This window comes from Caulobacter sp. 17J65-9, from assembly GCF_010975005.1.
GTDB lineage: Bacteria > Pseudomonadota > Alphaproteobacteria > Caulobacterales > Caulobacteraceae > 17J80-11.
Genome location: NZ_JAAIVC010000117.1, coordinates 1 through 12,682, shown reverse-complemented (window position 1 = coordinate 12,682; position 12,682 = coordinate 1). Strand labels below are relative to the sequence as shown.

Annotated in this window: 11 protein-coding genes; 2 read left to right on the top strand and 9 right to left on the bottom strand. The window is 70.6% G+C overall.

Annotation, left to right across the window (positions count from 1 at the left end):
- The 6 genes from G3573_RS15450 to G3573_RS15425 form a co-directional block, all read right to left on the bottom strand.
- On the bottom strand, positions 1-1,278 hold a 1,278-nt coding region (locus tag G3573_RS15450; RefSeq protein ID WP_163262216.1), incomplete at its 3' end, for a YifB family Mg chelatase-like AAA ATPase.
- A gap of 218 nt (positions 1,279-1,496) precedes the next feature.
- Entirely contained in the window at positions 1,497-2,444 is a 948-nt protein-coding gene (gene gshB, locus G3573_RS15445) for a glutathione synthase (protein ID WP_163262214.1), read from the bottom strand.
- Between the two features lie 203 nt (positions 2,445-2,647).
- Entirely contained in the window at positions 2,648-3,463 is an 816-nt protein-coding gene (locus tag G3573_RS15440; RefSeq protein ID WP_163262212.1) for a transglutaminase family protein, read from the bottom strand.
- A gap of 36 nt (positions 3,464-3,499) precedes the next feature.
- Positions 3,500-3,916 carry a YraN family protein gene (locus tag G3573_RS15435; protein WP_346427396.1) on the bottom strand — a complete coding sequence of 139 codons (417 nt, stop codon included), beginning with the start codon at positions 3,914-3,916 and terminating at the stop codon, positions 3,500-3,502.
- On the bottom strand, positions 3,913-4,773 hold the full coding sequence (gene rsmI / locus G3573_RS15430; RefSeq protein ID WP_163262210.1) for a 16S rRNA (cytidine(1402)-2'-O)-methyltransferase: 861 nt from the start codon (positions 4,771-4,773) through the stop codon (positions 3,913-3,915). The genes G3573_RS15435 and rsmI overlap by 4 nt, the downstream gene beginning before the upstream one ends.
- A gap of 36 nt (positions 4,774-4,809) precedes the next feature.
- Positions 4,810-5,211, bottom strand: coding sequence for a Tat pathway signal protein (locus G3573_RS15425; protein ID WP_163262208.1), 402 nt, complete (start codon positions 5,209-5,211; stop codon positions 4,810-4,812).
- A gap of 150 nt (positions 5,212-5,361) precedes the next feature.
- Here G3573_RS15425 and G3573_RS15420 point away from each other — a divergent pair, with 150 nt between their 5' ends.
- Positions 5,362-6,585, top strand: a complete 1,224-nt coding sequence (locus tag G3573_RS15420) for a hypothetical protein (RefSeq protein WP_163262205.1) — start codon at positions 5,362-5,364, stop codon at positions 6,583-6,585.
- Between the two features lie 36 nt (positions 6,586-6,621).
- Here G3573_RS15420 and G3573_RS15415 read toward each other — a convergent pair whose 3' ends face one another.
- Positions 6,622-7,974: a sulfotransferase gene (locus tag G3573_RS15415; RefSeq protein ID WP_163262203.1), complete on the bottom strand. Its 1,353-nt coding sequence runs from the start codon at positions 7,972-7,974 to the stop codon at positions 6,622-6,624.
- Between the two features lie 361 nt (positions 7,975-8,335).
- Between G3573_RS15415 and G3573_RS15410 the strand changes: the two genes are divergently transcribed.
- On the top strand, positions 8,336-10,624 hold the full coding sequence (locus tag G3573_RS15410; protein WP_163262201.1) for a calcium-binding protein: 2,289 nt from the start codon (positions 8,336-8,338) through the stop codon (positions 10,622-10,624).
- Between the two features lie 41 nt (positions 10,625-10,665).
- On the opposite strand, the gene G3573_RS15405 is transcribed toward G3573_RS15410, so the two are convergent.
- Both G3573_RS15405 and G3573_RS15400 read right to left on the bottom strand, forming a co-directional pair.
- A complete protein-coding gene (locus G3573_RS15405) occupies positions 10,666-12,207 on the bottom strand; it encodes a globin-coupled sensor protein (protein WP_163262199.1) in 1,542 nt (513 codons plus the stop codon).
- Between the two features lie 39 nt (positions 12,208-12,246).
- On the bottom strand, positions 12,247-12,682 hold a 436-nt coding region (locus G3573_RS15400; protein WP_163262197.1), incomplete at its 5' end, for a response regulator.

The following is a 12,682-nucleotide window of genomic DNA, read 5'->3' as shown; positions in this document are numbered from 1 at the left end:
GGCCAGCTCTTCGGCGCGCGCGGCCTGGGCCTCGCGCGCGGCGGCGACGCGGGCGGCGACTTCGGCGGTGCCCTCGGCGGGCGGCGGCAAGGCGAGGTCGGCGGCGGTGACCGGGGGCACGTCGACCTGCAGATCGATGCGATCGAGAAGCGGGCCCGACACCCGGCCCTGGTAGTCGCGCTGGCAGCGCGGAGCCTTGCCGCAGGCGCCGCGGCCCGGGCCGCCCACGCCGCAGCGGCAGGGGTTCATGGCGGCGACCAGCTGCACCCGGGCGGGGTAGCGCACGTGGGCGTTGGCGCGGGCGACGATCACCTCGCCGGTCTCGAGAGGCTGGCGCAGGCTGTCCAGGGCCTGGGGGCTGAACTCCGGCAGCTCGTCGAGGAAGAGGACGCCGTTGTGGGCCAGCGACACCTCGCCGGGTTTCACCCGCACGCCGCCGCCGGTGAGCGCGGCCATGCTGGCCGAGTGATGTGGGGCGCGGAACGGCCGGGCGCGGGTGAGCTCGCCCTTGGCGATCAGCCCGCCCAGCGACCAGACCATGCTGGTCTCAAGCAGCTCGCGCGCGGTCAGCGGCGGCAGTATGCCGGGCAGGCGCTGGGCCAGCATGGACTTGCCCGAGCCGGGCGGTCCCGCGAACAGCAGGTTGTGGCCGCCGGCGGCGGCGATCTCCAGCGCGCGCTTGGCCTGCTCCTGGCCCTTCACGTCGCGCAGATCGGCCGAGGGCGGCGCCTCGGCCAGGTCGCCGGCCTTGGGGGCGCCCAGCACCTGCACGCCGCGGAAATGATTGACCAGCTGGATCAGCGAGCGCGGCGCCAGCAGGCGCACGTCGCCTGCCCAGGCGGCTTCGGCGCCGTTGGCCTCCGGGCAGATCAGTCCCAGACCCAGGCCGCCGGCCGCCACCGCCGCGGGCAGGGCCCCGGCCACCGGCGCGATCTGGCCGTCCAGGCCCAGCTCGCCGACCGCGGCCCAGCCGTCCAGGGCGTCGAGCGGGATGACGCCGATGGCCGCCATCAGGGCCAGCGCGATCGGCAGGTCGTAGTGCGAGCCCTCCTTGGGCACGTCGGCGGGCGCCAGGTTGGCGACGATGCGCTTGCCCGGCAGGGCCAGGCCCAAACCGACGAAGGCGCCGCGGACCCGTTCGCGGCTCTCGGCCACCGCCTTGTCGGCCAGACCCACCACCGCGAAGCTGGGCTGGCTGGTCGGGGTCAGCTGCACCTCAACGTCGACGCGGCGCGCGTCGACCCCTTCGAACGCCACCGTGACGACCCGTGCGACCATGTCCCGCCCCAGATACCCGAGTTATCCACAACTCTAGGCGCGGCGGCGGGGCCGTTTCAAGAACGAAATGCGAACGATAAGTGAAGTCGACCAGGGCGACGCGTTTCGATCCGCGTGTCCACCGGTGTCAATGAACAGGTGTAATCGACGCCGACAGCATTGATCAACCCGGGATCTATCATCACGCGGCCGACACAGCGGCGCGCGCCGGCGACCACTCATCGGCCGGCGCGCATGGCCTCGATCCGCTCCCACAGGATCGCCGCCGCATCGGCCCCGCCGAAGCGCTTCAACTGCTGGGCGCCGGTCGGCGAAGTCACGTTGATCTCGGTCAGATAGCCGCCGATCACGTCCAGGCCGACGAACAGCAGGCCGCGTTCCTTCAGGAACGGTCCCACCTTGGCGCAGATCTCCAGGTCGCGTGCGTCCAGCTCGACCGGCTCGGGCCGGCCGCCGACGCGCAGGTTGGAGCGCACGTGGCCCTCGGCCGGCACGCGGTTGATCGCGCCCACCGCCTCGCCGTCGACCAGGATGATGCGTTTATCCCCTTTGACGACGGCCGGGATGAACGCCTGCATGACCACCGCGTCGCGCCCGATCGAGGCGTGCAGCTCCAGCAGCGCCTCCAGGTTGGGGTCGTCGGCGCGCAGGCGCACCACGCCCGAGCCGGCGGCGCCGTGCAGGGGCTTCAGCACCACGTCGCCGTGGCGGCGGTGGAAGTCGACCAGGGCCTCGACGTCGCGGGTGATCAGGGTCGGCGGCTGCAGCTCGGGGAATTTCTGGGCGACCAGCTTCTCGGGCGCGCTGCGCACCTCCGCCGGATCGTTGACCACCAGGGTCTTCGGATGGACGTGCTCCAGCAGGTAGGTCGAGGTGACGTAGGCCATGTCGAACGGCGGATCCTGGCGCATCAGCACCACGTCGAAGTCCGACAGGTCCCGAGCCTCGAACTCGCCCAGCGTGACATGGTCGCCCTTCACGGGACGGAGCGTCGCCGCCTGGCCGCGGGCCGACAGCCGACCGCTCTCCAGGGCCAGGCTCTCGGGGCCGTAGATCCACAGGCTGTGGCCGCGGTTCTGGGCCTCCAGCGCCAGCATGAAGGTGGTGTCGGCCTCGATGTTGACGGCCTGGATCGGGTCCATCTGGACCGCCACTTTCAAAGCCACGCGCCCGCTCCTGTCCTGAGTTCCGCGCGTGCTTAGCGCGCTTTCGGAGCAAGTGGGAGCCGAACGGCCTACCGCAAGGCTTCTCGCTCCCCTTTATGGGGAGGGACAGGCCGCGAAGCGGCCAGGGTGGGGAAGTGCGAGCCGTTCCCCCACCCGGTCCCTTCGGGACCATCCTCCCCATAAAGGGGAGGGAGAACGCAGCCTTAGTTCAGGCGCAGGCGCACCCGTTCGCGCGCGGCGTGGGCGGCGATGGCGGCGCCGCCGTCCAGCTCGCGGGCCTTGGCCAGGGCCTCCAGCGCGCCGGTCAGCGCGCCCTGCTTCTCGCGGGCGGCGGCCACGTCCAGCCACGGGTGGTGGTCGGCCGGGTCCAGCCAGGCGCGGCGCAGCGCCGAGCGTTCGGCCCCGTCATAGTCGTGGGCGGCCAGGGCGCGGGCGAACAGGGTGTTCTGCAGGCGGATCAGCACCTGGCGGTCGCTGACCGGGGCCATCAGGATCTCCAGCCGGTCGGCCACGTCCGGCGTCAGGCCGGCGCGCAGCGCCCGGCGCGTCAGCTCGGAGGGCAGGACCAGCCGGCCCTGGCTGAACGGATCCAGCGCCACGGGACCGTCCGAGGTCTCGACCCGCAGCAGGAAGTGGCCGGGGAAGTCGACGCCGTCGGCCTTCAGCCCGCAGCGGCGGGCGGCGTGCAGATAGAAGATGCCCAGGGTGGCGGACAGGCCGCGCCGGCGGTCGGCGACGTCGACCACGTCGGTGTTGGCCGGGTCCTCGAAGGTCAGCAGGTCGCCGGCCAGGCGCAGGTCGCCCGACAGGGTCTCGGCCAGGGCTTCGTCCGGGCTCTCCAGGTCCAGCCGTTCACGCAGGCGCGCGGCCGCGGCCTCGGCCAGCGCGCGCGCGGGCGCCGGGTCGCGGAACGGATAGTCGTGAATGGCGCAGGCGATGGCGGCTTCCAGCAGCGGAAACTTGGCGTCCGGCTGGCCGCCGGCCGCGACCAACGCCTCTTCGGCCTCTTCGCGGGTCATGCTTAAGCGAACGCTCCCTGCCGTGGGCGGCGCGGGCTAGCCGCGCGCAAGGTCAGGCTTGGTGAACACGCTCTTAAGATGTCGCGGAAATCGACCCGGCGCCAGCGCGATCAGGTCAATTCGAACGTCGTGATGTCGCAGGACCGGGCGTCGCCGCACGATCCCCTCGGCCGCGCGCAGCAGCCGTTCCCGCTGCGCTTCGCCGACCGCCTCGGCCGCCAGCTCCAGGGTGGCGCGGCGCTTGACCTCGACCACCGCCAGCACCCGCCCGCGCCGGGCCAGCAGGTCGATCTCGCCCTGCGGGGTGCGCAGGCGAAAGCCCAGGATCTGCCAGCCCTTGGCCATCAGCAGCAGGGCGGCGACCACCTCGCCGAAGCGGCCGGCGTCGCGCCCCTTGCGGCCGCGCTCGGCGCGGACCTGGCGACGCTGCAGGCGTCGGTCGGCGACGGTCACACCCGGCCCTTCAGTTCCAGCGCCCGACGGTAGAGCTCGCGGCGGGGCAGGCCCAGCGCCTTGGCGACCTCGGCGGCCGCGTCGGCCGGGCCCAGCCGGGCCAGCGCCTCGGTCAGGGCCGCGTCGGCGTCGGCCGGGGTGGCGGCCTGTTCCTCGCCCGGACCGACCACCACGACGATCTCGCCCTTGGGCTCCTGCAGGCGCGGGTCGGCGGCCAGAGCGTCCAGCGGACCGCGCACGGCCTCCTCGTAGAGCTTGGTCAGCTCGCGCGTGACCGCCGCCTCGCGCGGGCCGAACACGGCGGCCATGTCGGCCAGCGAGGCGGCCAGGCGCGGGCCGGTCTCGAAGAAGATCAGGGTGGCGCGGCTGGCGGCCAGCTCCTCGAACATGGCGCGCCGGGCGCCGGACTTCACGGGCACGAAACCGGCGAACAGGAAGCGGTCGCTGGGCAGGCCGGCCAGGGTCAGGGCGGCCAGCACGCTGGACGCCCCCGGGATCGGGTGCACCTTGAAGCCGGCCTCGACGGCCGCGCGCACCAGCTTGTAGCCGGGGTCCGAGACCAGCGGCGTGCCGGCGTCCGACACCTGGGCGACGATCTTGCCCTGGGACAACGCCTCGAGCACCCGCGGACGCACCCGGTCGCCGACGTGGTCGTCGTAGCGTTCCAGCGGCTTCTTCAGGCCGTAGGCGGTGAGCAGCTTGGCCGCGACGCGGGTGTCCTCGGCCAGCACCAGGTCGGCCGAGGCCAGCACGTCCAGCGCCCGGAGCGTCATGTCGCGCAGGTTCCCGATCGGGGTGGCGACGATGTAGAGGCCCGGGGTGACGGGCTTGGGCGGCGGCGCGGTGAAGGTCGTCATGTCGGCGCAAGGCTTAAGGCCTCGCGCCCACGCCTGCTAGTGCACCATCACCGTGCCGAGCAGCAGGCGCGCGCCCTTGCGGCCCAGGGTGCGGTCGGTGCTGGCCTGCAGGGCGGCGGCCAGCCGGTCGGCGTCCGGCGCGGCGCCGCGGCCGAGGCCCGTCGCGAACTGCTGCAGGGTTTCCATGTAGCCGGCGCGCAGGCGCGGGGTCAGCGACTCGACCCGCGCCTTCAGGACGGGGTCGGGCACGTCCAGGCCCGCCTCGACCGTGAAGATGGCCGGGCGGCCGTCCGGGCGCATGACGTTGGCGGTCAGGGCGGCCAGCTGGACGAAGGACGCGCCCCCGCCCTTCTTCTTGTCCTTGGCCCCGGACGCGTGCGCGGCCCCGGGCAGGGCGGCGAGCAGGGCGGGCAGGACGAGCAGCAGGCGACGGCGCATGGGAGCAGGAGCGCCAGTTGCGGTTTACACCGAGTTGATGGCGACACCGGGAGAGACGCCGACCCATCGCCAGCGATTATTGACCCGCGTTAGGCGACTCACGGATCATATCTCCGCTGCTAGCACGCCCCGTTGGGCCCGAAGCCGGGGATGATCAGAATGTTCGAGTCTGCAGCGATCCGCATGCCCGGACTTATTGGGGATCGCCTTGATTTCGGCCGCGTCCTTGAGGCGATGCTTTACTATGGCCGCGTCCACCTAGTTATGGATGTCGGCTTCTTCATTGGCGCATACCAGCAGCTAGGAGCATCCCGCCTCGAAGCGCTGCTGAAACACGATTTAATAACTGCTGATGTGACGCCAGAATTTGCTGGCGTTGTCGGAAACTCGACTAACGGGGTCGTGACCCACACACCCGTATTTGCTCGGTTCGCAGGCAACGAGCAAAAGCGCATCGCTCATGACGACATTTCCGGGATACTTACCGGTATGTTGAAAAGGGGCGACCCCCTTGTAACCAGAAAAGACGTCGACAAAATACTTCGCCACGCCCGACCCACAGAATACAAAAAAATCCTGGGAAGCGAGGCCCAAGCTCAGGATATATTTAAATCTCTAGCTGAAGATTCCACAACTCTGAAGCTTTTTGCCGAAGCAGCAGTCAATCAGGCCGCTGCGAATGCAAAATGGCACCAAATACAAGCGGCCGACATTCGCGGCATCCACCTGGAAGGCGGAGGCATAACAATCATCAGTCCCGGTGAGCCTGCGGAGTTGGCAGGCCTGCAAGGAAAAAATGTTACCTGGAGCAGCGTTCTCGCGAAGCTGAACGACTACGCCATAGACCTGCATTTAGCCAGAAAGTATTCGTCGGACGTAATCAGCAGTCCAGAAGTAGCCTCGGTCGCCGACAAACGCCTGGATCTCAGCCTAAACCGCGCATCTCGAAATTCAGAGCGCATCCACGCCTTCGAGGAAGCGGTATTTGGGAATGCAAGTTACTTTGGCGGGGCGTTTAATGACGGAAACATATCATTCGATGACGCGCTAAAAGTAATTGATAAGTCACGAAAATTTCGCCAATGGTCGTCAAGCCTACCGCCAGACGCAAACCTTATTCATGAATACCATACAGCGTTAGCCCGCGAGACGACGTTAGGCAGCCTTCCCGGCAGCATAGCGCGCTTCTCCTTCTTTACGGGCACGGGAGTACTGGTCGATGCCGTTATGGGATCAGGCGGACTTGGAACGACTACCGGCCTAGGCCTTTCCGTTTTCGACTCCTTCGTACTGGATCGAATTACAAAAGGGTGGCGGCCAAATGTCTTCGTGGAGAATGTAACCCGCGCCGTACAGCGACACTGGAATCGATAGCCAGCAGCCAACACCCTTACATCTTTCCAGGTCACGCTAGGCGGGGACCGGCACGCCCTCCTCGCGCAGCACCTCGAGGGCCGGCTCCAGCAGCTCGCCGTACCGACGCCAGCGGCCGATCGAGCCGGGGTGCAGGGGCGAGCGGACCTGAACGGCGCTGGGCGTGGCCACCACGCCCTCGGCCTTGTGGAATTCCAGGCAGCGGTCGTCCCAGCCGAGGTTGCAATGGTCCAGCAGCCGGCGGGTCTCGCCGGCCTGGTCGGCGATCAGCGCCTCGTAGCCGAGCTCCAGATACCGGTCGGCCGGCAGCACGCTGCGCCAGTGGTCGGCCAGGTGATGGAAGCGGGCGTAGTGCCGGGCCGCGTTCCGCAGGTCGTAGACGCTGGGATAGGGGTGGCGGCGATTGAAGAAGATCTGCCGGTAGTAGCTCAGCACGCTGTCCATCGGATCGCGGCGCAGGCAGACCAGCCGGGCGTTCGGCAGGGCCTTCACGATCAGGCCGGCGAACAGGATGTCGATCGGGGTCTTGTCGACGAAGCGGGGCGTGGCGCCCGCCGCCGGCCGGGTGCTCTCGATGTAGAGCCGGCCCAGCTGCTCGAAATCGATGTCGGCCGCACGCGCGAGGTTGGCGGGATCGAGCATGCGCCCGCCCCCGCCCGCCAGCGCCGCGACCAGCGGCGGGAAGGTCGCCAGCTCGCCGACCGAGGTCACGTCCGGATGGGCGGCCAGGATGCGGTCGACCAGGGTGGTGCCGGTCCGCGGCAGGCCGAACACGAAGATCGGCTCGTTCGAGCCGTGGCCGGCGGTCGGCTCGCCGTCCCAGGTCGCCCTGGCAGCGGCGAAGGTCTCGGCCTCGGCGGCGGCGTCGTAGGCGGCCTGCCGCCCGCGCGCGGCCTTGGCGCGGCCCAGCCACGCGAACGAGGCGCGCTCGTCGCCCAGGTCCTCGAAGGTCTTGGCCAGGGCGTGGCCCAGGTGAAGCGAGCGGTCGCCCTCGGCGTCGTCGCGGCCGGCGAACAGGGCCTCCAGGCGCTCGAGGTGGTTGTCGTCGGCGCTCTGGCGGCGCAGCTGCACCAGCGACAGCCACGCCTGGTACAGGCTCGGATCGATCGTCACCGCCCGCAGGAAGGACGCGCGCGCGCCGGCGAAGTCGCCGGTGAACTGCTGGGCCGAACCCAGATTGTAGAAGCTGGCGGCGTGGCGCGGGGCCAGCTCGGCCGCCTGTCGGTAGAACGGCAGCGCCGTGTCGTGGGCGCCGATCTGGCTGTAGGCGGTGCCGATCCGGTTCATCACGTTGGGATCGCGCGCGTTCAGCCGCGCCATCTCGTCCGCCGCCGCCCGCACCAGGGCTTGGCGCCCCACGATACGCGTCAGGTTATCCTGGATCTGCACGCGGCCCCCCGCACTCGAAGCAATTACTTCAGTCCCGGCCGCAACTTGCGCCGAAGCGCCCCGCCCGCGCAACCGAGCGCGAGCGCACAGCCGTCCCTACGGACCTCTCCGGAGCCGAAACCGCTCGCCCTTACGGAGGCCTCCTCGTTGTCTTGCAGGCCAGTGGGGGGTTTCCCTGATTGAGCGCCCATCGGCTGCTCGTAGGTTGCCGACCCGGTGGGACGCACGGGGAAATGGCGCGCCGCGGGTCGGAGGACCCGCCCGTTCCACCCTTCATCCGGACTTTTCCGCACCTGCTTCCGCACGTCGTCCGGCGCGCGGCGCTCTCCGGTCGATTTCGTAGCGATTGAAAGGAAGCGTCATGGCTAAGGGCAGCGGCGGGGGCGGCGGTGGCGGCGGCGGCGGCGGCGGGGGCCCGACCCCCACTCCAACGCCCACCCCGACGCCTACTCCCACTCCGACTCCGACTCCCACGGCGACGGTCATTCAACAGGGCGCCGACCTGCCGTTCGCCGGTACGGCCGCCACCAACCCGTTCACCGTGCTCGACACCAACCTTTTCGACCGCACGGTTCCCGGCCGCATCACGACCCATAACGCGTTCGTCGACGCGCTGGGCGCCAGCCTGGACGACGACACCCTGACCTTCAACATCACCCAGGCCGTGCCGCTGGACATCCTCCTGCAGCTGTCCGACGGGACGTTGCCGCCGGTCAATCCGGCCTCCGCGCAACCGGACCTGATGATGGTGGTCACCGACCCGAACGGGGCGATCGCCAACATCCTGGCCAACGACGTCGAGCATCTGATCTTCAACCTCGGGCCCGGCGGGATCGGCCGTAACGGCCGGCCGGCCGGCGACGCCTTCACCATCGACAGTTCGGCCGGCGCGCTGAGCCAGACCTCGGTCAAGAGCGTCGAGGTGCACGGCGGCGGCGGCCCCGGCGACGAGATCGACCTGTCGCTGTTCAACGAGACCTTCGACCACGACTTCGCCTTCTCCTACCAGGGCGGCGCCGGCGGCGACCTGGTGCGGGCGGCGATCTTCCTGACCACCGCCAATGGCGCGACGGTCACCCAGACCTTCGACGGCGGCGGCGGCGAGGACGCGATCGACTTCGCCGAGGTGATCCTGACGCCCGACGTGTCGGTCACCATCGACATGCGCAACGTGCTGAACCAGACGGTCGTGCTGCAGGGCCAGGCCCTCGATCCGGGCAACATCATCCACTACGCGCACTTCGAGGACGCGCTGGGCGGGGCCGGCGACGACACCATCTTCGGCGGCGCGGCCAGCCTGGTGCTGGACGGCTCGGGCGGAAACGACCTGCTGCAGGCCGGCTCGGGCGCTACTGAGCTGGACGGCGGCGACGGCGACGACGTTCTGGTCGCCGGGGCCGGGGTCAACGTCCTGAACGGCGGCGCGGGCGGCCGGGCCGGGACCTTCAGCGACGACAGCTTCAACGACACGGTCGACTATCACCTGTCGACCGCGGGCGTGACCGTGAGCCTGGGCCTGGGCGTCGGCGGCCTGAACAGCCTCGACGGGCGTGGCCGTCCCCTGCCGCAGGGCGGGGCGGGCTTCGCGGCCCAGGACCAGATCGCCGGGGTCGAGAACATCATCGGCTCGAACTTCAACGACCGGCTGACCGGCAACAACGCCGGGGCCAACGTCGCCCAGGCCGACGGCAGCTTCCTGGTCGACCCCGGCCACAACGTCCTGACCGGCGGGCTGGGGAACGACACCCTGTTCGGCCTCGGCGGCGACGACGTGCTCTTCGGCGATCTCAGCAACGACCCGCTCGCCGGCGGCACGGCCACCAGCAACGACACGCTGGACGGCGGCGCGGGCAATGACAGCCTGTTCGGCGGGAACGGGATCGACAGCCTGCTGGGCGGCGACGGAAACGATACGCTCAACGGCGGGCGCGGGAACGACACGCTGAACGGCGGCGCCGGTCTCGACACCGCCTCCTACGCCGGCGAGACGGACAACTTCGCCATCTCGCTCGACACCACCAACTCCGCCACGCTCGGCGCCTTCCGCAACGGCTCCGCCGCGCGGGAGGACACGTTCAGCGCCATGGAGAACGCCACCGGCGGCGACGGGAACGACTCTATACGCGGCAGCGTGGCCGCCAACGTGCTGAACGGCGGCGGCGGGACCGACACGATCAACGCCCTGGCCGGAAACGACACGATCGACGGCGGCGACGGGAACGACCTGATCAACGCCGGGGCCGGCGCCGACCGCATTTCCGGCGGGATCGGAGCCGACACCCTGACCGGCGGCGGGGCGGACGCCGCGCGCGACCAGTTCGTCTGGTCGACGATCGACGACCCGTCGATCGACCACGTGGTCGACTTCAACGTGAACGCCAACCTGCGCGCGGCGGGCACGTCCGACCAGCTGCTGTTCTCGTCCGAAGCCCTGGCCGACGTGTTCGCGCCGGGGGTGCTGGACGCGGGCGCCTTCCGGTCCAACGCGACCGGCACGGCGGTCGGGACCGGTTCGCAGTTCATCTACAACACGACGACCGGCGAGCTGTCCTTCGACTTCGACGGGGTCGACACCGACTTCGCCGCGAAGGTGATCCTGGTGCTGGACAACCTCGCCACGATCAATCGCAACGACATACTGATCTTCTGACCCTGGAGCGTCGCCGGACAATCCGTCCGGCGACGCCTCGTTCAGGTCAGCCCGCGCACGATGCGGGCGCGCGCCTGGGCGAAGGGATTGTCAGCGGCGGCCGGAGCGGACGCCTCCGCCGCAATGCGGAAGACGCCGACCTGGCGGGCCAGCCCGACCGCCTCGGACTGCAGGGCGGCGGTCGCCGCGGTCGCCTCCTCGACCATGGCGGCGTTTTGCTGCACGGCCTGGTCCATCTGCACAATCGCGTTGTTGACCTGGGTCAGCCCGATCGCCTGCTCCTGGGCGGCCGAAGCGATCTCTTCGACCAGCCCGTCCATTTCAGTGACCCTGGCCGCGATCCTCTGCAGCGCGTCCTGCGTGCGCCCGACCAGGGCGACGCCGGCGCCGACCTGCTCGGTGCTCGAGGCGATCAGCGCCTTGATCTCCTTGGCCGCCTCGGCCGAGCGCTGGGCCAGGGCGCGGACCTCGGTGGCGACCACCGCGAAGCCCTTGCCGGCGTCGCCGGCGCGCGCCGCCTCGACCCCGGCGTTCAGGGCCAGAAGGTTGGTCTGGAAGGCGATCTCGTCGATCACGTCGACGATGTTCTGCACCTCCCGGGCCGAGCGCTCGATCTCGCCCATGGCGGAAACCGCTTCGCGCATGACGTCCCCGGACCGCTCCGCCTCGCCTCGCGCGACCACCGCGGTCTCCGCCGCGGCGCGCGCGCCGGTCGCGGTCTTGTGGACGGTGGCGGTGATCTGCTCCAGCGCCGCCGCGGTCTCCTCCAGGCTCGCCGCCTGCCGTTCGGTCCGGCGCGACAGGTCGTCGGCGGCCAGGGCCAGTTCGCGGCTGCCGGACGACACCCCGTCGGCGGCGTGCGCCACCGCCGTGACCGCCTGGTGCAGTCGGGCGGAAGCGGCGTTGAAGTCGGTCTTCACCCGCTGGAACGCCACGGGGAGCTCGGCGTCGACCCGGCAGGTCAGGTCGCCGTCCGCCATCCGCGTCAGGGCCGCGCCAAGCACGCCGACCACCGCCTCCTGCACCTGGGCGAGCGCCGTCTGCTCGGCCTCGCGGCGGGCCTCGTCGGCCGCGTCGATGTAGACCGAGATCGCGAAATCCATATCGAGCAGGGCGGATTTCACGAGATTGCCCAGGGTCGCCGTCAGCGCCGCGGCGCCGTCGCGCCGGCGGCCGAGCAGACCGCCGTCGGGCCAGGCGGCCTGAACCACCGCCCCGATCAGGCTCTCCAGCAGCACGGCGTAGCCGCCGATGTACCAGCGCGGCTCGAGGCCGATGCGCGCGTGCGTCTGGCCGATGGCGCGGACCGCCGCCACATACGCTTCGTCCAGCTCGCCCCCCGCGAGGGTGCGCCAGTGCTCCAGCTGTCTGGCCTTGGCGTGGGCGACGTGCCGCTCGTCACGGAAGAAGCTGCGCGCGGCGGGAAACGCCCGGATGCGCTCGTAGAAGCGGTCCAGCCCTTCCGGTAAGGCGGCTTCGAGCGCCGGCCGGGCCGCGCGCACCGTCGCGCGGGCGGCGGGGTCGAGCCCCATGAAGTCGAGGCGGCTTGCCAGCGCGCCCGTATCGTACCCGTCCCTCGACATAGTCGCCCCCTCGTGAAGACCGCTGGCGAGCGGCCATGGTTATTGCCGCACGCCCCGCCGCCCCGCGGCGGCCGCGGCGATCGCCCTGGCGACCGCGTCTGCGGTGACCGGCTTGGCGACGACGCCGTCGAATCCGGCCGCCCCGAAGCGCTCGGGCTCCGCGTCGGCGTGGGCGGTGACCGCCACGATCGGGATCGCGCCGGCGTCGCCCGCGAAGGCGCGGATCGCGGCGGCGGCCGCGAAGCCGTCCATTCGCGGCATCTGGATGTCCATCAGCACCAGATCGAAGCGCCCGCTCGCCGCGGCCTCCACGGCCTCGACGCCGTCCTCGGCGAAGGCGTGGGGCAGCCCCAGCCGCTCCAGCAGCACGCCCATGACCTGGCGGTTGACCGGGTGGTCGTCGGCCACCAGGACGGTGAGGGCGTCGTCCGGCGCCGGGGCGACCGCCACCGCCGCCGGGTCCGCCGCCGCCTCG

What these genes read in the sequence shown, in the direction of transcription:
- G3573_RS15425 (WP_163262208.1), bottom strand. Translation starts at nt 5,211, where the DNA reads ATGCGCCGTCGCCTGCTGCTCGTCCTGCCCGCCCTGCTCGCCGCCCTG.
- G3573_RS15440 (WP_163262212.1), bottom strand. Translation starts at nt 3,463, where the DNA reads ATGACCCGCGAAGAGGCCGAAGAGGCGTTGGTCGCGGCCGGCGGCCAG.
- G3573_RS15420 (WP_163262205.1), top strand. Translation starts at nt 5,362, where the DNA reads ATGATCAGAATGTTCGAGTCTGCAGCGATCCGCATGCCCGGACTTATT.
- G3573_RS15405 (WP_163262199.1), bottom strand. Translation starts at nt 12,207, where the DNA reads ATGTCGAGGGACGGGTACGATACGGGCGCGCTGGCAAGCCGCCTCGAC.
- G3573_RS15410 (WP_163262201.1), top strand. Translation starts at nt 8,336, where the DNA reads ATGGCTAAGGGCAGCGGCGGGGGCGGCGGTGGCGGCGGCGGCGGCGGC.
- rsmI (WP_163262210.1), bottom strand. Translation starts at nt 4,773, where the DNA reads ATGACGACCTTCACCGCGCCGCCGCCCAAGCCCGTCACCCCGGGCCTC.